Source organism: Paraplanobispora takensis, from assembly GCF_016863195.1.
GTDB classification, from domain to species: Bacteria; Actinomycetota; Actinomycetes; order Streptosporangiales; family Streptosporangiaceae; genus Planobispora; species Planobispora takensis.
The window spans coordinates 52,998-79,206 of the sequence record NZ_BOOK01000055.1; the positions used below are offsets into that span (position 1 = coordinate 52,998).

The following is a 26,209-nucleotide window of genomic DNA, read 5'->3' on the forward strand; positions in this document are numbered from 1 at the left end:
CCGCGGAGCACGATCAGAACGGCCCAGGCCCGCTCAGGAGGGTCCAGGGCGGCCCAGAACGCCCCAGGACGACTCAGGGGCGGCTCAGGGCACGGTGAAGCCGTACGGAAGCTCCAGCCGGTGCCCGGCGAGCAGCGCGGCGTCGGAGAGGATCGTCCGGGTCGGGCCGTCGGCGGCGATCACGCCGCCGGACAGGATGAGCGAGCGCTCGCACAGCTCCAGCGCGTAGGGCAGGTCGTGGGTGACCATGAGCACGGTCACGTCGAGGCTCCGCAGGATCTCGGCGAGCTCCCGGCGCGAGGCGGGGTCCAGGTTGGACGAGGGCTCGTCCAGTACGAGGATCTCCGGCTCCATCGCCAGCACGGTGGCCACGGCCACCCGGCGGCGCTGGCCGAAGGACAGGTGGTGCGGGGGCCTGTCGATCGCCTCCAGCATGCCCACGCGGGTCAGCGCGTCCTTGACCCGCTGCTGGAGCTCCTCCCCCCGCAGGCCGAGGTTCGCCGGGCCGAAGGCGACGTCGTCCCGGACGGTCGGCATGAAGAGCTGGTCGTCGGGGTCCTGGAAGACGAGGCCGACCCTGCGCCGGATCTCCTTGAGCGAGTCCTTGGAGACCGGGAGGCCGGCCACGGTCACCGTGCCGTGCCCGGCGGTCAGGATGCCGTTGAGGTGCATGACCAGGGTGGTCTTGCCCGCGCCGTTCGGCCCGAGCAGCGCGACCCGCTCGCCGCGCTCGATGCGCAGGTCCACGCCGAACAGCGCCTGCGTGCCGTCCGGGTACGCGTAGGCCAGCCGGTCCACTTCCAGCGACGCCGTCATGACATCCCCCACATCGCCCTCAGCCCCCAGGTTCCCAGCAGGAGCGCGAGCGCCGCGCCCGGCAGCGTACCGGCCAGGAGCCACTGCCCGGCAGAGGGGGTCAGATCCTGGATCACCGGCATCGAGCCGGTGTAGCCGCGGCTGAGCATGGCCAGGTGCACCCGCTCCCCCCGCTCGTAGGAGCGGATGAACAGCGCCCCGGCCGAGCGGGCGACCACCGGGATGTGCCGTGCGTCCCTGGCGGTGAACCCCCGCGACTCCCTGGCCACCCGCATGCGGCGCATCTCCTCCAGGATCACGTCCATGTAGCGGAGCATGAACATCGCGATCTGCACCAGCATCGGCGGCAGCCGCAGGCGCCGGGCGCCCAGCAGCAGCATCCGGGGCTCGGTCGTGGCCGCCAGCAGGATGCTCGCGACCACGCCCAGGGTGGCCTTGGCCAGGATGTTCCACGCGGCCCACAGACCGGGCAGGCTGAGCGACAGGCCGGCGACCTGCACCCGCTCCCCCGTCCCGATGAACGGGATCGCCAGCGCGAACAGCACGAACGGGATCTCGATCACCATCCGCCGCAGCACGGACCCCGCCGGGACCCGGGCCGTCACGGCCACCCCGGCCAGCAGCAGCGCGTAGGCCCCGAAGGCCGCGAACCACTCGCGCGGCGTGGCCACCACGACCAGGGCGAACACGGCCACCGCCGCCAGCTTGCACTGCGGCGGCAGCCGGTGGACGGGCGTGTCGCCCGCCCGGTAGAGCTGGTGGTGACCCGCGCTCACTGGACATCCTCTCTGCCGGGCGTTCGCGCCCGGGACGCGCCCGGATGGGCCGCCTTCTCCCCGCGGCGGGCCGTCACACCGGCAGGTCGCCGCCGTGGCCGCGCCGGCGCACGGCGTAGGCGACGACTCCCGCGACGATCAGGGTGATCCCCACGCCGATGATCCCCGCGATGCCGACCGGGATCCCGCCCACGTCACCGTAGTCGGCCAGCGTCCAGGCGCCGAACGCGTGGTCGGCGGCCTGGCCGATGAAGCCCTCGTCCTCGGCCACCCGCTCCAGCCCGTCGGGGTCGCCGGAGGCGAAGAAGGAGACCGCGCCCGCCAGCACGAGCGTGACGCCGACGCCTCCCAGCAGGAACGGGCGAGAGCGCCTGACCGGGGTCCTGACGCCGACCCGGCCCTCCGGGACCACGGTGACGTCGCCGTCGGCGCCGCGCAGGACCAGCGGGGCGGCCAGCCCGCGCGCGCCGTACACCAGGTCGGGCCGGGTGGCCAGCACGGTGCCGACGGTGACCGCGGTGATCAGGCCCTCGCCGATGCCGATGAGGGTGTGCACCCCGCCCATGGCGGCGGCGACCGTGCCGATCTCGACGGGCGCGGTGCCGCCGATCCAGAACAGCAGCGTGAACACCAGGGCCGAGGCCGGCACCGAGACCAGCGCGGCGGCGAACGACGCCGCGGTGATCGCGGCCCGGCTCCGCACGCTGCGGGTGATCAGGCGGAAGACGCCCCAGCCGGCCAGGACCGTGACCAGGCCCATGAGCGTGATGTTGACGCCCAGCGCGGTCAGCCCTCCGTCGGCGAAGAAGAAGCCCTGCACCAGCAGGACCACGGCCATGCAGAGCACGGCCGTGTACGGCCCGACGAGTATCGCCGCCAGCGCCCCGCCGAGCAGGTGACCGCTCGTTCCTGCGGCGACCGGGAAGTTCAGCATCTGCACGGCGAAGACGAAGGCGGCCACCAGGCCCGCCATGGGGGCGGTCCGGTCGTCGAGCTCGCGACGGGCGCCGCGCAGGCAGACTGCGACCCCGGCCGCGGCGACGGCCCCGGCGGAGACCGATACGGCCAGGTTGAAGAAACCATCGGGAACGTGCACGGGAGACCTCCGGTAATGCGCGGTGCCCCATCACCTTAAGCCATCACCTTGTTATTGCAATCTATGGGCATTAAGGAGGCGATGGCAGGAGCGAACGCTTCACAGTCCAGTACGGCGGACGCCGGCTCCTGGATGTGTCGCACGGCCGGAGGATTCAGCGGGAGGGCGCAGGGAGGCCCGGTGGGAGGGCGCAGGGAGGTTCAGCGCAGCAGGCGGCGCAGGAGCGCCTTCGGGCCGGTGGCCCGCACCACCAGGCTGAGCCGTCCCTTGCCGGCCGTGGCGTACGGCTTGGCGGTCCGCACGGCCGTCCCCCGCCACCACGTGCGCGGCGGGGCGACCAGCTCCGGCTCGGCCTCGACCCGGAAGCGCACCGGCGGCCCGCCCAGCTCCAGCTCCAGGTAGGCGTCCCAGGTGCCGGGCCGCAGCCTGCCGACGGCCTGACCGGCCGTGAACGTCCCGCCCGGCTCGGACGCGACCGGCACGCGCCGTTCCTTCCCGGAGCCGCGCTCGCGCCACACCAGGTGGCGCACCGTCCGCGGGTCCGGGGTGAGCGCGCCCATCGTGATCTCGCCGTCGAGGACCAGCCGGTGCCAGGCGGCCCAGCGGGCGCGGACCAGCCGGACGATGCCGGGCGGGCTGACCACGTGCCCGCCGACGTCGACGCTGAGGTTGCCGTAGGGGCGGGTGAAGTACGGCAGCACGACCGTCCCGCCGATCATCCGGGGCGCGGGGCGGGCGATGCGCTGGTCGCGCTCGGCGCCGAGCCGCCCCGTCCTGACCACCCCCTCGCAGACGACGGCCACGTGGACGTCCCAGACGCCGGAGGGCAGCACGGCGAGGTCGACGACCCCGGCGAACTCCTCGCCGTCGGAGGCCACGGGGACGACCACGGCGGAGTCCGGCCCCTCGCCCGCCTGCCGCGGCTTGAGCACCAGCGAGACGTCACCGGCGGCGAGCCCGGGGTGGCCGGCCGGCTCCAGGGCCTCCAGCGCGACCCGGCCGGAGACGGCCAGCCCGGTGTCCCGCTCGTCCCAGCGCAGCGCCGTGAGCTCGCGGCGCATCACGGCCAGCTCGATGTGCGCCAGCCGTACCAGGCGGTCGATGTCCTCCAGCGCGGCGATCCGGCCGCGGTCCACCGCCCCGAGCCGCTCGCGCACCCCGTCGGTCAGCCAGCGGTCGCACAGGTCGGCCACCTCCGCCGCGATCTCCTTGCGCTCGACCTCCCCGGCCTCCAGGAAGGGCCGGCCGAGGTTGGCGAAGGCGTCCAGCCGGAAGTGGCGGCGGAGCAGGTGGTCGCGGAGCGGGCCGGGCCGTACGTGACCGGCCATCAACTCGATCGGCCTCTTGATCATGCGGATCCAGGAGACCGGGTCGCGGCTCTCCTTGCGCTGCATGATGCTGGTCCCGTCGGGCCTGTCGACCAGGTGGTAGCAGTCGTAGTCGGCGACCACGGAGATCACGCCGGCGTGGCAGTAGGCGTGGGTGGTGAAGACGATGTCCTCCCCGACCGTCAGGGTCTCGTCGAAGCGGATCCCGTGCCGTTCCAGCATCCGCCTGCGGAACAGCTTGAAGCAGCTCAGGCTGTTGTAGACGGCGCTGTCCTCCAGCGGGACCCGCTCGGCGTTGCGCTCGAACATCGACGACGGGGCCCTGCGCCCGTGGCCGACGACCTTCCCCAGGACGATGTCGGAGTCGTTGCGCCCGGCCATCGCGAGCATCCGCTCCAGCGCCTCGGGGCCGAGATAGTCGTCCGCGTCGCAGAAGAACACGTATTCGCCCCGGGCCAGGGACAGGCCGACGTTGCGCGGCCGGCCGGCGCCGCCGGAGGCCGGCTGGTGGACGACCCGGACGACCCCGCGGTGGTGGGCGGCGTAGAGGTCGGCCAGCTCCGCCCCGCCGTCGGTGGAGCCGTCGTCCACGACGACGATCTCCTTGCTCACCCGCTGGACCAGCAGCGAGGTCAGGCACCGGTCCAGGTAGGGACGGCAGTTGTGGACGGGGACGATCACGGTCACGTCGACGGCGGGTGCGGCGGTGACCTCCACCACCGCGCCGCCGGGCTGAGCACCGGCCCGCCGGAGGATCGTTCGCGTCACCGGCATTGCCCCCCATGGTCACTTTAAGCATCCGTTGCGCTTCAGTATGTGACGAAGAGGCATGCCTGCGTGGCCGATCCGGATTGTTGGCCCTCCGGCCTTCCCCGCCGAGGTTGCCGTACATGGTGAAAAACACCGGTTCGCCCGACCGGCACCGGGAAACGTCGCCCAGAATCGCTACTGCCCGAAACCATCACCGCCCGGAATCGAGGAGACCCGTGCCGCGACGACTGGACCTGGCCTGGAAGGACCTGACGGAGCTGCCCGCGGAACGGGTACGGGACCGCGGGCTGGTCGAGCTCAACCTCGACGGCAACCGGCTGAGCGACCTGCCCGGCCTGCGTTCCCTCACCGCCCTGCGCGCCCTCCACCTGGACGGCAACGCGCTGACCCGCTTCCCCGAGGACGTCCTGGAACTGCCCGGTCTGCGGTCCCTGTTCCTGTACGGCAACAGGATCGGCTCGATCCCGGAGGCCGTCGGCCGCATGCGGGGCCTGCGGCACCTGTCGGTCGGCGGCAACGCGCTGACCGGCGTCCCGCGGACGCTGTGGGACCTGACCGGCCTGCGCTCCCTGAACCTCGCCGAGAACGCGATCACTGACATCCCCGAGGAGATCGGGAAGCTGACCGAGCTGCGCATGCTGGACCTGGGGCACAACCGGCTGACCCGCCTCCCCGACGCCCTCGGCGACCTGGAGAACCTGACCGACTATCTGTATCTCAGCGACAACCTCCTCACCTCGGTCCCGCCCTCCCTGGGCGGGCTCGCCCGCCTGACGTACCTCAACCTGACCGACAACCGCCTGACCGCCCTGCCCGACGCCATCGGCGACCTCGGATCCCTGGTGGAGCTGAGGCTGTACGGCAACCGCCTGACCGCCCTGCCGGGGCCGATCGGCCGGCTGACCCGCCTGCGGGAGTTGCACCTGCGGGGCAACCGCCTGGCCCGCCTGCCGGACTCCGTCGGCCACCTGGCCGAGCTGCGCCACCTGGACCTGCGCGACAACGCCCTGACCTCGCTGCCCGCCTCACTGGGCCGGTTGCGCCGGCTGGCCCACCTGGACCTGCGCAACAACCGCCTGCGCGAACTTCCCGCTGCCCTCGCCGACCTCCCCGCGCTGGAGAAGCTCGATCTGCGCTGGAACAAGCTCCACGGCGGCACTGAGATCGTCGAACGGCTCCGCCTGCGCGGCTGCGCCGTACTGCGGTGACCCGCGGAATTGGAACGCGCCATTCTCCGGGAGGCCGGCGGATTGGAACGCGCCATTTCTCACCGCGCACGTGGATAACGCGCGGACCACGCCATCTCTGAGGTTGACTGGAAAATCAACTTAAGTGCAGCGTTTTCTGTCAATTCGGGCCGTCCCACTCGACATAGGGAGGGCCGGAAGTCAGGTTTCGGTCACTCTCTCTGTGATGATCATCAGTGACGGTCGGTGTCCGCCACGGCGCGGCGGCCGGATCGCGTGGCCACAAAGGCCAGCTCCAGTCCCCTTCGGAACCTGCGTGACCTCGTTGTTGTCCGGACCCGGACAGCAGAGGGCCTGATTTGCGGCGATGGCCGAAACCTCTGTTTCGACATTGATTGAAATTTCATCCCTTGACTACGTTTCAGCCGAAATAATAGGAAGAGCGTGGCTTGGCACAGATCCTCTGCGGGACGACCCCCGTCCGAGCGATTCCTTCATCCGCTGTTCGAGCGACGATCTCGCACGGGCCGGCGGGCTCCGTCTGGAGGTGACTTCGCGTAGCGATGCGAGAGGAAAACGCGTTACCGGACCCGCCGTTCGCCTCGCTGACGCGCTACCCGCCCGACGCTCCCCTGCTGTTCTGCCTGCCCTACGCGGGCGGTGACGTCTCCGCCTTCTGGGCCTGGCGACAGGCCTTCGACGGCGCCTTCGACGTGCGGGTGGTCATGCTCCCCGGCCGGGCCGGCCTGATCGCCGAGCCGGGGGCGCTCGCCCCGGAGGCCATCGCCCGGGCCATCGCCGCCCACCTCGCCGCCCCGGCCCCGCCGTACGCGGTCTACGGGCACAGCATGGGCGCGCGGCTCGCCTTCGAGGTGGTGCGCGAGCTGCGGCGGCTGGGCGTCCGCCCGCCCCGGCGCCTGTACGTCGGCGCCGCGCACCCGCCGGAGCGCCAGGAGACCCTGGCCCGCTGGACGGGCCTGGGCGACGAGGAGCTCATCGAGGAACTGATCGACCGGCTCGGCGCGCCCGAGGCGCTGCGGTCGCAACCGGAGGTCAAGACGCTGCTCGTCCCCGCCCTGCGCACCGACATGGCATGGCTGCGCGGCTACCGCCACACCCGCCGGGAGCCCCTCGGCCACCCGATCGTCGCCTTCGCCGGCGCGCACGATCGCGAGGTGGTCGATCCGGAGATGCTCGGCTGGGCCCGCCACACCTCCTCCTGGTTCCGCCTGCACACGCTCGACGCCGGCCACCTGTTCCTCAACACCCACGGCGCGCGGGTGGCCGAGGCGATCATCGAGGACTTCCGCGGCGAGGACTCCCCCGAGCGGCCCGGCGAGGACGAGGTGCACATCTGGCTGGCCGACCTGGAGCGGCTGCCCGAGGTGTGCGAGGCGACGGACGAGCTGTCCCCCAGGGAGGCCGGGCGAGCCGCCCGGTTCCGGCACCGGGAGCACCGGGACTGGTACGTCGGCCGCTGCGTGGTGCTCAGGCGGCTGCTGAGGGAGTACGGCGTCGAGACCGGCGTCGAGGAGCTGCGCACCAGGCCCGGCGGCAAGCCGTACACCGGGACCGATCTGACCTTCAGCATGAGCCAGTCGGGCGGCCTGGTCCTGGTGGCCCTGGCCTGGGGGCGCGAGGTCGGGGCGGACATCGAGCGGCTGCGCCCGCTCGCCGACGAGCAGGCGTTCTGCGAGGGCGCCCTCGACGAGCGGGAGGCGGCCGAGTTCGCGGCACTGCCCGAGGAGATGAGGCTGCCCAGCGCGCTGCGCACGTGGACGGCCAAGGAGGCGGTGCTCAAGGCGAGCGGGGACGGGCTGCGGGTGGATCCGGCCCTGTTCGGGTTCGCCGGGCAGCAGCCGGGGGCGGCGTGGATCCCGGACACGGCGCCCGAGGTGGCGAGGCTGGCGCAGTGGCGGGTGACGCACCTGCCGCTGGGACGGGCGATCGGCGCCGTCGCCGTCCGCTCCCCCGGCTTCCGCCTGCGTTTCGAGACGGTACGGCAAGGCCCGCAACCGCACCGCGTGGAGGCCGCAGGATGACGTTGACCCCGCTCCGCCCGAACTGGACGCACGGGCCGGGGCACACGCCGCCGGACGGGTCGCTGGACGAGCTGATCCTGGCGCAGGCCACGCGGACGCCGGACGCGCCGGCGATCCGGCAGTGGGACACCACGCTGACCTACGCCGAGCTGGTCGCGCGCGCCGCGGACCTGGCGGCCCGGCTCACCGGGCTCGGGGTCGGGCCCGAGACGCGGGTGGGCCTGTGCGCGCGGCGCACCCCGCTGATGCCGGTGGCGGTGCTCGGCGTGCTGCTGGCCGGGGGCGCGTACGTGCCGCTGGACCCGGGACACCCGCGCGCGCGGCTGGAGGAGGTGCTCGACGACGCCGGGATCGCGGTGGTCGTCGTGGACGGGGCGGGCGCGGAACTGCTCGGCGGCTGCGACCGCGTGCTGGTCGGGATCGCAGAGGCCGGGGCCGGGAGCGCCGGAGCTGCGGGTCCGGCTGGTCCGGACGCCGCGGGGAACATCCAGGCGGCGCGCCCGGTCTCCGCGGAGAAGGCCGCCTACGTGCTCTACACCTCGGGATCCACCGGGCGGCCCAAGGGCGTGGTCGTCGGCCACCGCAGCGTCGTCGCCTTCACCAGCGCGACCGTCGCGCACTTCGGCCTGGACGGGTCCTGCCGGTCGATCGCCTTCTCCGCCCTCGGGTTCGACGTCTCGGTGCTGGACATGCTGGCGCCGCTCACCGCGGGCGGGTGCGTGCAGCTGGTGCCCGACGAGGACCGGGTGGACCCGGCCAGGCTGCAGCGCTTCCTCGAAGAGCACGAGGTCACCTGGGGGTTCATCCCCCCGGCGCTCCTGCCGCTCGTCGACCCCGCCCGGCTGCCGCACCTGAGGGACCTGGTGACGGCCGGCGAGCCGCCCGGCCCCGAGCAGGTGGCCCGGTGGTCGGCGCACGCCCGCTTCCACAACTGGTACGGCCCGACCGAGTCGACGGTGTGCGTGGTCGGGGGGGCGTTCGACGGAGTGTGGCGGCGGCCGCTGCCGATCGGCCGGCCGCTGCGCGGCTGCCGGGCGCACATCCTGGACGAGGAGATGAACGAGTGCCCGCCCGGCGTGCCGGGCGAGCTGTTCATCGGCGGGCCGCAGGTCGGCCGCGGCTACCTGGGCCGCCCCGGGCTGACCGCCGACCGCTTCGTGCCCGACCCGTTCTCGGAGGAGCCGGGGGCGCGGCTGTACCGGACCGGCGACCACGTGGCGTGGGAGGACGACGGCAGCATCGCGTTCATGGGCCGGCTGGACCGTCAGGTGAAGGTCCAGGGGCAGCGGGTGGAGATCGGCGAGGTGGAGTCGGCTCTGCGGGCCCATCCCGGGGTGCTGCAGGCGGTGGTGGACTTCGCGGGCGAGCTGGTGGCCTACGTGACGCCGCGGGACGCGCCCGGCCTGGCCGCCCTGCGCGAGGACCTGTCGGTACGGCTGCCGTCGTACATGCTGCCCAGCAGGCTGGTACGGCTGGACCTGCTGCCCCTGAACTCCTCGGGCAAGGTGGACCTCGCCGCGCTCAAGGCGGCGGGCCCGGACGAGGACGAGGCGGCCGGACAGGAGGACGGCGCCGGCGGGCTGGCCGGGATCTGGGCCCGCGTGCTGCAGGCGCCGGCGCCCGGCGACGAGGACGACTTCTTCCAGCACGGCGGCCACTCGCTGCGCGCGATGCGCCTGGTGGCCGCCATCCGCGCGGAGCTCGGCCGGGAGGTCTCGGTCGAGGACGTCTACGCGGCGCGCACCTTCGGCGGGCTGAGCGCCCTGGTCGAACGGGCCCCGCGCGGCAGCGGCGGGGTCCCGCCGACCGGCAGCCCGGCGGCCCTGTCGCCGGCCCAGCGCCGGATGTGGTTCGTGGAGCGGCTGGCGCCCGACTCGGCGGCGCACAACATCGCGATGGCCGAGCGCGTCCGCGGCCCGCTGGACCCGGCGGCGCTGCGCCGCGCGCTGACCGCGGTCGTGACGGCGCACGAGGTGCTGCGCTGGCGGGTCGGCGCGCGCGACGGGGTGCCCGAGGTGTCGGTGGCGCCGCCGTACGAGGTGGAGCTGCCGGTCGGGGAGGCCTCCCCGCAGGAGCTCGCCGGGCTGCTGGAGGCCGAGGCCCAGGCGAGGTTCGACCTGGCCGCGGGCCCGCTGCTCCGGGCGCGGCTGATCCGGCTGGCGCCCGACGACCACGTCCTGTGCCTGACCGTCCACCACCTGGTCTTCGACGGCTGGTCGCAGGACGTCCTCTACCGCGACCTGGCCGCCGCCTACCGCGGGCAGGCCCTGGAGGGCGCGAGCCACGGCTTCGCCGACTACGTGCGCTGGCTGCGCGTGCAGAACGACTCCACCGCCCTGGCCTGGTGGCGCGACCACCTGCGGGACGCCCCGCTGGTGCTGGACCTGCCCAGGGACCGTCCCAGGCCGCCGGAGCAGACCTTCCGCGGGGCCGCCTGCCGCGCCGAGCTGGATCCGGCGACGGCCGGGCGGATCGGCGCGCTGGCGGCCGGGCTGGGCGCGACGCCCTACGCGGTGCTGCTGGCCGCCTTCGCCCGGCAGCTCTCCCGTCTGTCGGGCCGCGAGGACCTGGTGATCGGCGCGGCCTACGCCGACCGGCCGCACGTGGCCTTCGACCGGCTGGTGGGCATGTGCGTGCAGGTCCTCCCGCTGCGGCTGCGACCGGCGGGCGGGTTCGACGAGCAGGTGACGGCCTGCACCCGGGAGCTCAACGCGGCGATCAGGCACCGGGACGTGCCGCTGACCCCGCTGCTGGAGTCGCTGCGGCTCCCGCGGGACCTGAGCCGCAACCCGATCACGCAGGTCCTGTTCAACATGTACAACTTCGCCGAGGCACGGCTGGACCTGCCGGGCTGCGCGAGCGAGCCGCTGCGGCCCGGCCTGCCGGGCGCGCTGTTCGACCTGACCATGTACGTCAGCGAGCGCGCCGGCGGCTACGCGCTGGAGCTGGTCTACAACCCCGACCTCTACTCGGCCGAGCGGATGGAGGCCCTGCTCACCGGCTACGTCGACCTGCTCGGCGAGCTGCTGACCGGGCACCGCGCGCCGCAGCCCCCGCCGCGCGAGCTGCCCGGGTGGGAGGGGCCCGGCCTGCTGGACGGCGCCGCCTACGAGAGCCTGCGGCGCAGGACCGTGGCCGCGATCCGGCGCGCCGGGATCCGGCCGGGCGAGACGGTCGCCGTGCTGGCGGCCCGGGTGCCCGAGTTGCCGGGGCTGCTGCTCGGCGTGCTGGCCTCGGGGGCGCGATGGCTGATCGTCGACTCCGCCCACCCGCCCGCCGTACAGGAGCGGCAGGCCTCGGGGGCGAAGGCCGTGATCAGGTGCGCGCCCGGGCTTGAGGGGCTGGAGGGGCTGCCGGAGATCGTCCTCACCGACGAGGAGGACGACACGATCCATCCCGAGCGCGGCTATCTGTCGCTGACCTCGGGCACCACCGGCGACCCCAAGCCGGTCGTCACCACCGACCGCCCGCTGGCCCACTTCGCCGACTGGTACGTCCGGACCTTCGGGATAACGCCGCAGGACCGGTTCGCGCTGCTGTCCGGGCTCGCGCACGATCCCGCGCTGCGCGACATGTTCGTCCCGGTCAGAGCGGGCGCGCAGTTGTCCGTCCCCGGCCAGGAGCTGCTCCGCGACCCGGTACGGCTGGCCGCCTGGCTGCGCGAGCACGCGATCACCGTCCTGCACCTGACCCCGCAGCTCGCCGCGATGCTGGCGGGCACCGGCGCGACGCTGCCCGCCGTCCGGCTGGTCGGCGTGGGCGGCGACCGCCTCACCTGGGCCGAGGCCGCCCGGCTGCGGCGGCTCACGCCCGCCGCCCGGCTGGTCGCCTTCTACGGCACCACCGAGACCCCGCAGGCCCACGCCTGGTACGAACTGGGCGAGCCCACCGCGGACCCGGTGCCCGTGGGCGGGCCGGTCGAGGGCAGCGAGATCCTCGTCCTCGCCGCGGACGGCCGCCGGGCCGGGGTGGGCGAACTGGGCGAGGTGGTCGTCCGCAGCCGCCACCTCGCCACCGGCTATCTCGACCCGGCGCTGACCCGGGAGCGGTTCGACGGCGACCGGTTCCGCACCGGCGATCTCGGCCGGCTCAACCCCGACGGCACCGTGACCCTGACCGGCCGCGCCGACGACCAGGTGAAGGTCCGCGGCTTCCGGGTGGAGCTCGGCGAGGTGGAGGCCGCGCTGGCCGGCTGCCGGGACGTGCGGGCCGCCGCCGCCCGGGCCGAGGACGGGACGCTGACCGGCTACGTGGTGCCCGCCGGACCCGGGCTGACCGCGCACCGGGTGCTGGAGCGGCTGCGCCTGATCCTGCCCGAGCACGCGGTGCCCGGCGAGGTGGTGCTGCTGCCCGCGCTGCCGCTGACCCCCAACGGCAAGGTGGACAGGGCCGCGCTGCGCCGTCCGCCGGTCCGGGCCGCCGCGACGGCCGGCGGCAACGGCCACCTGGACGGGCCCACCCAGAAGGTGGTCGCCCAGGTGTGGCACGCGGTGCTGGGGGTGCCGCGGCTGCGGCCCGACGACAACTTCTTCGAGATCGGCGGACACTCGCTCGCCATGGCCGCCGTACAGGCGCGCCTGAAGGCGGCGACCGGCCGTGACATCCCGATCGTGGAACTGTTCCGCCATCCCACGATCAGAACGCTCGCCGCCCACCTCGACGGCGGGGGCGGCAGCCCCGGCCTGGACAGGGCGGCCCGCCGCCTCGCCGTACGGCGGGACCGGCTGAGGAATCGCGACGAGAAAGGGACGACCGCATGACCGACGAACCCACGGTTGAGCCGATCGCAATCATCGGCTTGTCGTGTCGGGTTCCGGGAGCGGGTGACGCGCGGCAGTTCTGGCGCAACCTCGCCGACGGTGTGGAGTCGCTGACCACATACACCCTGGACGAGCAGCGGGCGCTGGGGGTGTCCGAGGCGACCCTGGCCGATCCGTCCTTCGTGCCCGCGGCGATGGTGATGGACGACCATCAGGGCTTCGACGCGGCGTTCTTCGGCATGTCGATCAGGGAGGCCGAGGTCCGCGACCCGCAGCACCGGCTGTTCCTGGAGCTGTCGCACACCGCGCTGGAGGACGCGGGCTACGACCCGTTCCGCTATCCGGGCGAGATCGGCGTCTACGCCGGGTCGGGCTCGGACTTCTACCAGTGGATCAACATCCGCAGCAACGCCCAGGCGCAGGCCAACGCCGGGTGGCTGGCCATCATGGTGGGCAACCACGTCGACTACTGCGCCACCCTCGCCTCCTACAAGCTCGACCTGCGCGGTCCCAGCTACACCGTGCACACCGCGTGCTCGACGGCGCTGGTGGCGCTGCACATCGCCTGCGAGGCGCTGCGCAACGGCGAGTGCGACATGGCGCTGGCCGGGGCCGCCATGCTCGACCTGCCGCAGGGCCAGGGCTATATCTACGACCAGGACGGCATCGTCTCCCCCGACGGGCACTGCCGCCCCTTCGACGCCGACGCCGGCGGCACGATCTGGGGCAGCGGCGGCGGCGTGATCGTGCTCAAGCGGCTGTCGGAGGCGATCGCCGACCGGGACAACATCCGCGCGGTCGTGCTCGGCAACGCGATCAACAACGACGGCGCGGGCAAGGTGGGCTTCTCCGCGCCGAGCCTGGACGGGCAGGCCGCGGTCGTCGCGCAGGCGCTCGGCGTGGGCGGGGTGGACCCGCGCACGGTCACCTACGTCGAGGCGCACGGCACCGGCACCGCGCTCGGCGACCCGATCGAGGTGGCGGCGCTGTCCAGCGTGTTCTCGCAGGACACGACCGACACCCAGTGGTGCGGCATCGGCTCGGTCAAGAGCAACATCGGCCACCTCGGGCAGTCGGCGGGCGTGGCCAGCGTGATCAAGGCGGTGCTGTCCCTGGAGAACGGGCTGATCCCGCCGACGCTGCACTACAAGAGCCCCAACCCGAAGATCGACTTCCCGGCGAGCCCGTTCTACGTGGTCTCCACGCCGGTCAAGTGGGAGCGCAACGGCTTCCCCCGGCGCGCGGGCGTCAGCTCCTTCGGCATCGGCGGGACCAACGCGCACGCCGTACTCCAGGAGGCGCCGCCGCGCGAGGAGCTCCCCCGGGAGCGGCCCGCGCACCTGCTGAGGCTGTCGGCCAGGACCGAGGCCTCGCTCGCCGCGGCCGGGGAACGGCTGGCCGAGCACCTGGCCGAGAATCCGGACGTCGAACTCGCCGACGTGGCGTTCACGCTGCGGGCGGGACGGCGCGAGCTCAAACACCGGGCCGTGGTGGTGGCCACCTCGCCCGCCGACGCGGTCGCCGCGCTGGCCGACCCCAAGAGGATCGTCTCCGGGGCCAAGCAGAAGCGGACGCCGCAGGTGGCGTTCCTGTTCCCCGGCCAGGGCGCGCAGTACGGCGGCATGGCGGCCGAGCTGTACGAGAACGAGCCGGTCTTCCGCGAGGCCGTCGACGAGTGCGCGGCGATCCTGGACGTCAGGGAGCAGATCTTCGCCATCGGCGAGGAGGCCGACGAGCGGCTGCGGCAGACCTCCCTCACCCAGCCCGCGTTGTTCACCGTCGAGTACGCGCTGGCCAGGCTCTGGCTCTCGCTCGGCGTCGAGCCCGCGGCGATGATCGGGCACAGCATCGGCGAGTACGTGGCCGCGACCATCGCCGGGGTGTTCACCCTGCCGGACGCGCTGCGGCTGGTCGAGGCGCGCGGGCGGCTCATCCAGGGCATGCCGCCCGGGTCGATGCTGGCCGTACAGCTCATGCCGGACGAGGTCGCGCCGCTGCTGCCCGGCGACGTGTCGGTGGCGACGATCAACGGTCCCGGCACGTGCGTGGTGGCCGGGCCGTCGGCGTCGATACGCGAGCTGGCCGAGATGCTGGAGGAGGAGGGCATCGGCTGCACGCCGCTGCGCACCTCGCACGCCTTCCACTCGGCGATGATGGAGCCGATGCTCGGCGAGTTCCGCGCGCTGGTCGCGGCGACCGAGCTGAGCGCGCCGAGCCTGCCGTTCCTGTCGAACGTGAGCGGCACGTGGATCACCGCGGCCGAGGCCGTCGACCCGTCCTACTGGGCCAGGCACGTGCGCGAGCCGGTGCGCTTCGGCGACTGCGTCGCGGCCCTGGTCGCCGACGGCGAGTGGATCATGATCGAGTGCGGGCCGGGGCGTCAGCTCTCCGGTCTGGTCAGGACGCAGTTGCCGGCCGGTGCGCCCGCCCCGCTGCCCTCGCTGCCGGGACCGCGGGACAAGGCCGGGGACGTGCAGGTGTTCTCGCAGGCCGTGGGCGCGCTGTGGGTGAACGGCGTCGAGATGTCCGACTTCGGGGCGCCGGGCTACCGGGTGTCGCTGCCGGGCTACGCCTGGGAGCGGCAGCGGGCGTGGATCGACCCCGACCCGCAGGGCGCGTTCACCGGCGGGACCGCCATGCCGCAGCAGACGCACGGCAACCTGCCGGCCGAGCGGTGGTACGGGGTGCCGGTCTGGCGGCAGGCGCCGCCCGGCCCGGCCCGCCCGGCGCCGGTGACGCGGTGCCTGGCGTTCGTGGACGAGGAGTCGGCCGCGCTGGCCGCCGCGCTGCGCGCCTCGGGGACCGAGGTGCTGGAGGTGCGGCGGGGCACGGGCTTCACCGCCGACGGCGACCGGTTCACGGTGCGGCCGGCCGTACGGGAGGACTACGACGCGTTGCTGGAGGCCGTCGGCGAGCTGCCCGGCCGCATCGTCCACGCGTGGGCCGCGACGGGTTCCCGGGACACGTGGCAGGCGCAGGAGGACGGCTTCTTCGGCGTCCTCGCCCTGGTGCAGGCGCTGTCGGCGGCGCAGCCCGCGGGCGGCGTCCAGCTCGACCTCATCACCGCGGGCACGATGGACGTCACCGGCGGCGACCTGACCCGGCCGGAGCACGCGACGCTGGCGGCGTTCGCGCGGGTGGTGCCGCTGGAGACGCCGTGGCTGCGGGTGCGGCAGATCGACGCCCCGGACGCGGGGGCGGCGGGGATCGACGCGGGCTGGGCGCGGGCGGTCGCGGCCGAGCTGGGCCGGGAGGCCGAGCCGGGCGAGGCGGGGCTGTCGGCCCCGGTCGGACTGCGCGGCGGACGGCGCTGGCTGCTCGGCTACGAGCAGCTGGAGGTGGCCGAGGAGCCGGTCGAGCCGCGTGACGGCCAGGTGTACGTGATCACCGGCGGTCTGGGCGGCATCGGCATCTCGCTGGCCCAGGACCTGGCCGCCCGGGCGCGGGTGCGGCTGGTGCTGCTGTCGCGCAGCGGGCTGCCGGACGGGCCGCCGCGCTCGGCCCGCGAGGCCAGGGCGGCCGAGGCGGTCGGCCGGATGAGGGAGGCCGGCGCGCAGGTGCTGTGCCTGGCCGCCGACGTCACCGACGCCGCCGACATGCGGCGGGTCAGGGACGAGACGCTGGCCGCGTTCGGCCGGGTGGACGTGCTCGTGCACGCGGCCGGCCTGCCGGGCGGCGGCATGGCCGAGATCAAGGAGCGGGAGGCGGCCGAGGCCGTGCTGCGGCCCAAAGTGCTCGGCACGCTCGCCCTCCGGGCCGCCTTCGGCGACCTGGAGCTGGAGGCGGTGGTGTTCTGCTCGTCGATCACCGCGGTGGCCGGCGGGTTCGGGCAGATCGACTACTGCGCCGCCAACAACTTCCTCGACGCGCACGCCCGCGCGGACCGCGGCTGGAACACCGCCCGGCTCGTCAGCGTGAACTGGGGCAAGTGGCTGGAGGTCGGCATGGCGGCGGAGACCGCGGCGCCGGCCGGGTTCACCGCCCTGCAGCGCGGCGACCGGATCAAGGCGGTCGACCACCCCGTGATCACCGCCAGGCACGAGGGCCAGGAGCTCGGCTGGTGCAGCGGCGTGCTGTCCCCGCAGACCCACTGGGTGCTGGACGAGCACCGCATCTCCGGGGTCCCGGTGCTGCCCGGCACCGGCCACGTCGAGCTGGCCAGGACCGCCGCCGAGGCGGTGATCCCCGGTGACGGGCTGATCGAGCTGCGGGACGTGGTCTTCGTCGAGCCGCTGTCGGTGGCCGACGGGGCCACCGCCGAGGTGCGGGTGATGTTCACCCCCGAGTCCGACGGCGCGGAGTTCCAGGTGCAGAGCATCGTCGGCGACTCCCACCGCACCCACGCCCGCGGCGTGGCGGCCAAGGTGAACCCGGGCCCGGCCGACCGCGTGGACCTGCGAGTGATCATGGACCGGTGCGCGCCCTCCTCCGAGGACCAGGGCGGGGTGCCGCTGTCCGGGCTGCTGACGCTCGGCGCCCACTGGAGCCGGAACCTGAGCGACGCCTACATCGGGCAGGGCGAGGCCCTCGGCCTCTTCGAGGCCGACGAGGTGGTGCTGCAGGACCTGGACCGGTGGGGACTGCACCCGGCCATGATGGACAGCGCCACCTCCTTCAGCTGGGTGGAGGTCGAGGGCCACTACCTGCCGCTCGGGTACGGCCGGATCACCGTACGGGACGCCCTGCCCGAGGCGTTCTGGAGCCACCTGCGCATCACCGGCAACGACACCGACGAGGTGCTGGCCGTGGACGTGACGTTCATCGCGCCCGACGGCACCGTGCTGGTGCAGATCTCCGACTACGTGCTGCGCCGCATCGACACCGGCGCCGTGGTCGCCGGGGTGGTGGCCGAGGCCGACTCCCAGCGCGCCGGCACCGCGGTGGCGACCCCCGAGGACGCCGTCGGCATCAGGCCGGCCGACGGCGCGCGGGCGCTGCGCAGGCTGCTGGCCGTACCGCTCGGGCCGCAGGTCGTGGTGGCGGCCACACCGGTCGCCGAACTGATCGCCGGGGTCGGCTCGCTGACCCAGGAGACGGTCGAGTCCGAGCTCGATCCGGCCGCCGTCGCCGACCGGCAGGCCAGATCGCCGGGCGAGGGGTACGTCGCGCCGCGGAGCGAGGTGGAGGCCACCATCGCCAGGCTGTGGGGCGAGGTGCTCGGCGGCGAGCACATCGGCGTCGACGACGACTTCTTCGAGCTGGGCGGCAACTCCCTGATCGCGGTCCAGCTCATCGCCCTCATCCGCAAGGAACTGGGCGTCCGGCTGCCGATGCGCAGCCTGTTCGAGGAGCCGACGGTGGCGGGGGTGGCGGCGCTCATCGACGAGGCCGGCCGGGCTCCCGCCGCCGAGCCGGCCGGTCAGACCATCCCCAGGCTTCCGCGGAGGAGCAGCAGTGAGTGACGTCAAGGTCGTGCTCAACGACGAGGAGCAGTACTCGATCTGGCCCGTGGGCAGGGAGAACCCCGCCGGCTGGCACGACGCCGGGTTCACCGGCACCAAGGACGAGTGCCTGGCCCACATCGAGCAGGTCTGGACCGACATGCGGCCCAAGAGCCTGCGGGAGGCCATGGAAGCAGAGGGCGTCCGGTGAGTACGTCCGACGACGTCTTCCCGGCCTCGTCGGGCCAGGAGCGCATGTGGTTCCTGGCCCGGTTCGAGCCCGACCTGGCCGTCTACAACATCGGCATGCTGATGCCGATGTCCGCCCGGCAGCCGGTGGACCCGCGCCGCCTGGAACAGGCCGTCGACATGGTGGTGCGGCGGCACGAGGCGCTGCGGACCACGTTCGAGTTCAGGGACGGGCAGGTCGTGCAGATCGTCACCGACTCCGCGCCTCCCGCCCGGCTCGTCGAGATCGATCTGACCCACCTGCCGGCGGCCGAGCGCGAGGCGGAGCTGAAACGGCTGGCCAGGATCGACGCGGCGACGCCGTTCACGCTGGAGCAGGCGCCGCTGTGGCGGGGCAAGCACGTCCGGATGGCCGACGACGATCTGCGGCTGGTCATCGTCTTCGACCACACGGTGTTCGACGGCGTCTCCAGCATGATCTTCGTTGACGAGCTGGAGGAGTGCTACGACGCGATCGGCGAGGGCAGGGCGCCCAAGCTGGCCGAGCTGCAGATCCAGTTCGCCGACTTCGCGGTGTGGCAGCGCGGCCGCCTCACCGGCGAGTTCCTGGAGTCCGAACTGGCGCACTGGCGGGAGCGGCTCGCCGGGATCCCCGCCGATCTGGGCCTGCCGGGCGACCGGCCGCGCCCGGCCCGCCGCACCTACCGGGGCGAGGTGTGCCTGGGCGTCTACTCCCCCGAGCTGAGCTCCGGGCTGGAGCGGCTGGCCAAGGACCTCAACACGACGCTGTTCACGGTGATGCTCACCGCCTACGCGGCCGTGCTGTCGCGCTGGTCGGGCGTGGACGACATCGTGGTGGGCACGCCGATCGCCGGGCGGCTGCTGCCGGAGACCGAGCCGGTCATCGGGATGTTCGTCAACGCGGTGCCGCTGCGCGTGGACCTGTCGGGCTCGCCGAGCTTCCGCGAGGCGGTCGCGCGGGTGCGCACCACGGTGGCCGAGGCGCTGGACCATCAGGAGCTGCCGTTCGAACGGCTGGTGGAGGACCTGCAGCCGACCCGCGACCTGAGCGTGCCGCCGCTGTACCAGGTGATGTTCAACCTCGCCTCGGGCACCAACGAGGGGCAGGTCGCCAACGGCACCGCGAAGGTCGACGTCCAGCTCGACCTGAACATGCGCGACGGCAGGCTGCACACCCGGCTGGAGTACGCCGTCGACCTGTTCGACCACGGGACGATCGAGCGGTTCGACGACCAGCTGCGCACGCTGGTCGAGGCCGCGGTCGCCGACCCGGACCGGGAGGTGCGGGCGCTGCCGCTGCTCACCGCCGGGGAACGGGAGCGGGTGCTCGCGCTGGGCGCCCCCGAAGGGTCCGGCGCCTCCGAGGAGCTCGGCCTCTCCGGAGGACCCGGGGCGCCGGAGGGCACGCTCTCCGCGCTGGTCGAGGCGCAGGCGGCGGCCACGCCCGACGCGCCGGCCGTCGTCTTCGGCGACGTCACCCTGACCTACGCCGAGCTGAACGCCCGCGCCAACCGGCTGGCCCGCTGGCTGCGCAAGATCAGGGTCGGGCGCGGCGATCCGGTCGCGGTCTGCGCCGAGCGCTCGCCCGAGCTGGTCGTGGCGCTGCTCGCGGTGCTCAAGGCGGGCGGCGCGTACGTGCCGCTCGACCCCGAGTACCCGCGGCACCGGCTGGCGTTCATGCTGGCCGACAGCGGCGCCAGGGTGCTGCTGACCCAGCGGCACCTGCGGGACGCGCTGCCCGGCGGCGTGGCCAAGCCGGTCTTCCTGGAGGACGACTTCGACCAGCCGTCCGGCGACCTGGACCCGGTCACCGGGCCGGACGACGCCGCCTACCTGATCTACACCTCCGGCTCCACCGGCCGGCCGAAGGCCGTGGTCAACTCCCACCGCGGCATCGTCAACCGGCTCGCCTGGATGCAGGACAGGTTCGGGCTCACCCCGGCCGACGTGGTCATGCAGAAGACGCCGACCAGCTTCGACGTGTCGGTGTGGGAGTTCTTCTGGCCGCTGACCCGGGGCGCGGTCCTGGTCCCGGTACGGCCGGGCGGGCATCGCGACCCCAACCACCAGCGCGACCTGATCAAACAGCACGGGATCACCACGATGCACTTCGTGCCCTCGATGCTGGCGCTCTTCCTGGAGGAGGCCGGCATCGAGTCGTGCACGTCGCTGCGGCGGGTGGTGTGCAGCGGCGAGGAGCTGCCCCCGCGGATGGCCGCCCGCTTCTTCGAGCGGCTGCCCGGCGCCGAGCTGCACAACCTGTACGGCCCGACCGAGGCGGCCGTCGACGTCACCGCCTGGAAGTGCGAGGACGTCGAGGGACGCGCCACACTGCCGATCGGCCGGCCGATGCCGGGCTGCCGGCTGTACGTCCTCGACGAACGGCTGGAGCCGATGCCCGTCGGCGTGCCGGGACACCTGCACATCGGCGGCGTCCAGGTCGCCCGCGGCTACGCGGGCCGGCCCGGGCTGACCGCCGAGCGCTTCGTGCCCGACCCGTACGGCCCGCCGGGCTCCCGGCTGTACGCCACCGGCGACCTGGCCAGGCTCCGGCCCGACGGCGAGCTGGAGTATCTGGGCCGGATCGACGACCAGGTGAAGGTGCACGGCTGGCGGGTCGAGCCGGGCGAGGTGGAGGCCGTGCTGGCCGAGGACCCGCGCGTGCGGCGGGCCGTGGTGGCGCTGCGCGACGACGCGCCGGGCGGACGCGGGCTGGTGGCGTACGTGGACTGGACGGGCGAGCCCTCCGAGCTGGCCCACGCCATGCGCGGGACGCTGGCCCGCAAGCTGCCGCCGCCGCTGCTGCCGCAGGCGTTCGTCCAGGTGACGGAGTTCCCGCTGGGGCCGAGCGGCAAGCTCGACCGGGCCGCGCTGCCGCCGCCCACCGGGTCCGGCCGCGCAGACCTGGGCACCGCCTACGCCGAACCCGGCACACCGCTCGAGGCCGATCTGTGCGCGCTCTGGGGCGAACTGCTGGGCCGCGAGCGGGTGGGCGTGAACGACGACTTCTTCGAGCTGGGCGGGCACTCGCTGCTGGCGGTGTCGCTGGTCACCCGGTACCGGGAGATCTACGGGATCGAGATGGACCTGCGGGACTGCTTCGAGCTCACCACGGTGGCCGAGCAGGCGCTGGCCGTACTGGAGCTGCAGCTCGGCGACGACGCCGAGCTGGAAGCGCTGCTGGCGGATGACCCTGTGGAGGGTGCGGACGCATGAGTGACATGCGGGAACGGCTGGCGCGGCTGAGCCCGGAACAGCGCGCGGCGCTGGAACGCAGGCTCCGGGACCGGGGGCCGGTGCGCGCGGCGGGCATCCCGCCGCGCCCCGACCCGGACGGGCCGGCGCCGCTGTCCTACGGGCAGGAGCGGCTGTGGTTCCTGCAGCGGCTGGATCCCTCCGACGCCTCCTACAACATGTACATGGTGCAGCGGCTGCGCGGCCGGCTCTCGGCCGAGGCGCTCGGGTACGCCGTGGACACGCTGGCGGCGCGGCATCCGATGCTGCGGGCCCGCTTCCCGGCCGACGCGGGCCGGCCGGTGCTGGTGGTCGATCCGTCGGCGAAGCTCGAACCGGTGCTCGTGGACCTGGGCGACGTCCCGGCGGCCGAGCGGGAGGAGCGGGCCACGGCGCTGGTCTCCGAGCTCACGAACGCCCCGTTCGACCTGGCGGCCGGGCCGCTGGTGCGGGTGCACCTGCTGGCGCTGTCGGAGACCGACCACGTGCTCTGCCTGGTGCTGCACCACATCGTGGCCGACGGCTGGTCGCTGAAGCAGCTCCTGGGCGAGCTGGCCGCCTGCTACGCGGCCGGCCTGCGCGGCGGCCGGGCGGACCTGCCGGAGCCGTCGCTGGACTACCGCGACTTCGCGGCCTGGCAGCGCTCACGCGAACCGTCGCAGCGCGACCTCGACTACTGGCGCGCCCGGCTGGCCGGGCTGGAGCCGCTCGAACTGCCGGTGGACCGGCCCCGCCCGGCCGTGCGCACGCCCAGCGGCGACTACAAGGTGCGCAGGATCGGCGCCGAGCTGACCGCCCGGCTGGAGCGGCTGGCCCGCGACGAGCGGTGCACGCTGTTCATGGTGCTGCTGGCGTCCTACCAGACGCTGCTGTGGGCGCACTCCGGGCAGGACGACATCGCGGTCGGCTCGGTGACCGCCGGGCGCGACCGGCCCGAGCTGCGGGACGTCGTCGGCTTCTTCCCCGAGACGCTGGTGCTGCGCGGCGACCTGTCGGGCGACCCGGCCTTCCGCGACCTGCTCGCCCGCACCAAGGCGACGGTCCTGGACGCCTTCGCCCACCAGGACATCCCCTTCGAGCGCCTGCTCAACGACCTCGGCGTACGGCGCGACCTGAGCACGACGCCGCTGTTCCAGGCGATGTTCGTGATCCAGGACAAGGACGCCTCCGCGCTGCCGCTGCCGGGGATCGAGGTGGAGGTCTTCGACCCGGGGGCGGCCCAGGCCAAGTTCGACCTGATGCTGGACGTCACCCAGCGCGAGGGCACCCTGTACGCGCTGCTGTCCTACGCCGCCGACCTGTTCGACGAGGAGACGGCGGTCCGGCTGCTGCGCCGGTGGGAGCGGGTGCTGGAGGCCGTGGCCGACTCCCCCGGGGCGCCGCTGTCGGCGTTGCGCGCCGCGATGCTGCTGCCGGAGGACCGGCTGCCGGCCGGCGAGCCCGTCTCCGGGACGGATCGCGAGGTCGTCGCGCTGTTCGAGGAGCGGGCCGGGCTCTCGCCGTCCGCGATCGCGGTCACCCAGGGCCCGCGCCGGGTGACGTACGCCGAGCTGGACGCGCTCGCCTCCCGGCTGGCCGGGCGGCTGACCGCGGCCGGGGTGGGACCGGAGACGGTGGTGGGCCTGTGCGCCCGCCGGTCGGTGGAGCTGGTCGCCGGGATGCTGGCGGTGGGCAAGGCGGGCGGCGCCTACCTGCCGCTGGACCCCGGCTACCCGGCCGAGCGGCTGCGGTGGATGCTGCGGGACTCCGGGGCCGGGCTGCTGCTGGCGCAGGACGGCCTGCTGGAGTGCGACCTGCCGGTGATCCCGCTCGACGATCCGGGTGAGGACCACGTGGGACTTCCCGGCGGCCCGGAGGCGGACCGCGCGGGAGCCGCCGCGGGTCCCGGGACGCTGGCGTACGTGATCTACACCTCGGGCTCCACCGGGCGGCCCAAGGGCGTGGAGGTGCCGCGCGGGGCGCTGGCCGCGCGGGTGAACCGGATGCGGGAGGAGTACGGCGTCGGCCCCGGCGACCGGGTGCTGCAGTTCGCCTCGGCGAGCTTCGACACGCACGCCGAAGAGATCTACCCGACACTGGCGGCGGGGGCCGAGCTGGTCCTGTGCCCGGACGAGCCGCTGCCGGACTTCCTGAAGACCCCCGACGGCGCCGCGCTGACCGTCATCGACCTGCCCACCTCCTACTGGCAGGAGCTGCTCGCCGCCGGCGTCGCCTGGCCGCCGGGGCTGCGGCTGCTCATCCTCGGCGCCGACCCGCTGCCGGGCCCGGCCCTGGCCGCCTGGTACGCCTCCGGGCCCCCGGCGGCCCGGCTGGTCAACAGCTACGGCCCCACGGAGACGACGATCATCGCGACCACCGCCGAGCTGGACCCGGCGGAGTCCGCGCGGCGGCCGACCGTGGGCCGCCCGCTGCCGGGCACCACGCTGGAGGTGCTCGCCCCCGACGGCGGCCCGGTCCCGCCGGGCGCCGCGGGCGAGCTGTACATCGGCGGCGCGGGCGTGGCCCGCGGCTACCGCGGCGCCCCCGCGCTGACCGCCGAGCGTTTCCTGCCCGGCCCGGACGGCACCCGCCGCTACCGCACCGGCGACCGCGCCCGCTTCCGCCTGGACGGGCGGCTGGAGATCCTGGGCCGGCTCGACCGGCAGGTGAAGGTGCGCGGCTACCGGGTGGAGCCCGGCGAGATCGAGTCCTGCCTGCTGGCGCACCCGGCGGTGGCCCGGGCGACCGTGGTGGTCCGCGACGGCGGCCTGATCGCGTACGCCGTGCCCGGCGCGGCCGGCGAGCCGGATGACGCCGGTGGGCTCGGTGCGGGCGGGAGGCCCGGTATCGAGGCCGTCCTGCGCGAGCACCTGGCCGCCGAGCTGCCGCCGCACATGGTGCCGGGGGCGATCGTCGTGGTGGACCGGATCCCGCTCACGCCCGCCGGCAAGGTGGACCAGGACGCGCTGCCGGCGCCCGAACGGCAGGACGCCGCCGGCTACGAGCCGCCCGGCACGGCCGCAGAGGAGCTGGTGTGCGCGGTCTGGGCCGAGGTGCTCGGGCTGGAGCGGGTGGGTGCGCTGGACGACTTCTTCCGGCTCGGCGGCCACTCGCTCCTGGCCACCAGGACCACGGCCAGGATCGCGGCCGCCGCGGACCTGGAGGTGCCGCTGAAGCTCACCTTCACCCACCCCACTCCCCGCGGGCTGGCCGCCGCGCTCGAACGGCTGGCCGAGGCGGAGTTCGACCGGGAGGCAAGCGGGCGTGGATGAGCGCAGGACCCGGCTGGAGGCGCGCTTCCGCAAGGCCGTGACCGGGCTGAACACCGAGCGGCCGATCGCGCGCCGACCCGGGGGGACGGCGCCGCCGCTGTCGTTCGCGCAGGAGCGGCTGTGGTTCATGGAGCAGTTCACCCCCGGCACGAGCGCGTACGTGCTGCCCGTCTCCGCCCGCCTGCGCGGGCCCGTCGACGTGGCGCTGCTGCAGGAGCGGCTGGACGCTCTGGCCGCGCGGCACGAGAGCCTGCGGATGACCTTCCCGGCCGGGCCGGACGGGCGGCCCGAGGTGCGGGTCGCCGCACACCCGCGGGTACCGCTGCGGGTCGTGACGGCGGCCTCGGAGCAGGAGGCCGGGAAGGTGCTCAGCGCGGACCTCGCGGTCCCGTTCGACCTGGCCGACGGCCCGTTGCTGCGTGCCGTCCTGGTACGGCTCGCGCCCGGCGACCACGTGCTCCTGGTCGCCGCCCACCACATCGTGACCGACGGCTGGTCCGCCGACCTGATCGTGCGCGAGCTGCTGGGCGATGCGGGCCCGCCCCCCGAGATCGGCTACGGCGACTACGCGCTGTGGCAGCGGGAACGGCTGACCGGCGAGGTGCTCGACCGCGAGCTGGCGTTCTGGCGCGCGGAGCTGGCCGGGGTGGAGCCGCTGGACCTGCCGCTGGACCTGCCGCGCCCGCCGGTGCAGGGGGTGCGGGGCGGCTGGTGCGACCTCACCGTGGACGCGGAGGTGACCGGGCGGCTGCGCGAGCTGGCCGCGGCGGAGGGGGCGACGCCGTACATGGCGTTGCTCGCCGCCTTCCAGGTGCTGCTCGGCCGGTGGTCGGGCGCGACCGACTTCGTGGTGGGCTCGCCGGTGGCCGGGCGGAGCAGGCCGGAGTTCGAGTCCGTGGTCGGGTTGTTCGTCAACCTGCTGCCGATGCGGGCCCGGCTGGCCGGCAATCCCGGCTTCGCCGAACTGCTGCGCCGTACCAGGGACGCGACGCTGGAGGTCTACGGGCACCAGGAGCTGCCGTTCGAGAAGCTGGTGGCCGAGCTGGACCCGGTGCGCGACGTGAGCAGGCCGTACCTGCAGGTGCTGTTCGCGCTGCAGAACTACCGGGCCGGCGGCGAGGGGTTCGAGCTGGACACCGCGACCACCCGTTTCGACCTGGAGCTGTACGTCACCGAGTCCGGCGACGGGCTGGCGGGGCGGTTCGTCTACAACCGGGAGCTGTTCCTGCCGGAGACGGTGCGGCGGCTGGGGCAGCGGTTCGAGGCGCTGCTGCGTGCGGTTTCCGCCGGGCCCGAGGTGCCCGTGGGCGAGCTGGATCTCCTGCCGCCGCAGGAGCGGGAGCTGGTGGTGTCCCGC

Annotated in this window: 12 protein-coding genes; 8 read left to right on the forward strand and 4 right to left on the reverse strand. The window is 74.1% G+C overall.

The genetic code is table 11. The features are described from left to right. Positions 1-84 precede the first annotated feature (84 nt). The 4 genes from Pta02_RS33415 to Pta02_RS33430 all read right to left on the reverse strand — a co-directional run bounded on the left by Pta02_RS33415 (position 85) and on the right by Pta02_RS33430 (position 4,784). Entirely contained in the window at positions 85-816 is a 732-nt protein-coding gene (locus Pta02_RS33415) for an energy-coupling factor ABC transporter ATP-binding protein (RefSeq protein WP_203878992.1), read from the reverse strand. Then, positions 813-1,592, reverse strand: a complete 780-nt coding sequence (gene cbiQ / locus Pta02_RS33420) for a cobalt ECF transporter T component CbiQ (protein WP_203878993.1) — start codon at positions 1,590-1,592, stop codon at positions 813-815. Before cbiQ ends, Pta02_RS33415 begins: the two co-directional genes overlap by 4 nt. A 73-nt stretch (positions 1,593-1,665) precedes the next feature. After that, the gene (locus Pta02_RS33425; RefSeq protein ID WP_203878994.1) at positions 1,666-2,688 is read right to left on the reverse strand and encodes an energy-coupling factor ABC transporter permease; all 1,023 of its coding nucleotides are present in this window, start codon (positions 2,686-2,688) and stop codon (positions 1,666-1,668) included. A 200-nt stretch (positions 2,689-2,888) separates the two neighbouring features. Continuing rightward, positions 2,889-4,784 (reverse strand): glycosyltransferase family 2 protein, encoded by a 1,896-nt coding sequence (locus tag Pta02_RS33430; RefSeq protein WP_203878995.1) that lies wholly within the window; start codon positions 4,782-4,784, stop codon positions 2,889-2,891. A gap of 218 nt (positions 4,785-5,002) precedes the next feature. Here Pta02_RS33430 and Pta02_RS33435 point away from each other — a divergent pair, with 218 nt between their 5' ends. From Pta02_RS33435 to Pta02_RS33470, 8 genes are all read left to right on the forward strand, one after another. After that, positions 5,003-5,995 (forward strand): leucine-rich repeat domain-containing protein, encoded by a 993-nt coding sequence (locus Pta02_RS33435; RefSeq protein WP_239131431.1) that lies wholly within the window; start codon positions 5,003-5,005, stop codon positions 5,993-5,995. A gap of 542 nt (positions 5,996-6,537) precedes the next feature. After that, entirely contained in the window at positions 6,538-8,016 is a 1,479-nt protein-coding gene (locus tag Pta02_RS33440; protein ID WP_203878997.1) for a thioesterase domain-containing protein, read from the forward strand. Next, positions 8,013-12,776, forward strand: coding sequence for a non-ribosomal peptide synthetase (locus Pta02_RS33445; RefSeq protein ID WP_203878998.1), 4,764 nt, complete (start codon positions 8,013-8,015; stop codon positions 12,774-12,776). Before Pta02_RS33440 ends, Pta02_RS33445 begins: the two co-directional genes overlap by 4 nt. Continuing rightward, positions 12,773-18,178, forward strand: coding sequence for a type I polyketide synthase (locus Pta02_RS33450; protein WP_203878999.1), 5,406 nt, complete (start codon positions 12,773-12,775; stop codon positions 18,176-18,178). The genes Pta02_RS33445 and Pta02_RS33450 overlap by 4 nt, the downstream gene beginning before the upstream one ends. Continuing rightward, the gene (locus Pta02_RS33455; RefSeq protein WP_203879000.1) at positions 18,171-18,368 is read left to right on the forward strand and encodes an MbtH family protein; all 198 of its coding nucleotides are present in this window, start codon (positions 18,171-18,173) and stop codon (positions 18,366-18,368) included. Before Pta02_RS33450 ends, Pta02_RS33455 begins: the two co-directional genes overlap by 8 nt. After that, entirely contained in the window at positions 18,365-21,583 is a 3,219-nt protein-coding gene (locus Pta02_RS33460) for a non-ribosomal peptide synthetase (protein WP_203879001.1), read from the forward strand. The genes Pta02_RS33455 and Pta02_RS33460 overlap by 4 nt, the downstream gene beginning before the upstream one ends. After that, positions 21,580-24,852, forward strand: a complete 3,273-nt coding sequence (locus Pta02_RS33465; protein WP_203879002.1) for a non-ribosomal peptide synthetase — start codon at positions 21,580-21,582, stop codon at positions 24,850-24,852. The genes Pta02_RS33460 and Pta02_RS33465 overlap by 4 nt, the downstream gene beginning before the upstream one ends. Then, positions 24,845-26,209 (forward strand): condensation domain-containing protein (locus Pta02_RS33470; protein ID WP_239131432.1); only part of this gene is annotated, 1,365 nt, incomplete at its 3' end. The genes Pta02_RS33465 and Pta02_RS33470, both read left to right, overlap by 8 nt.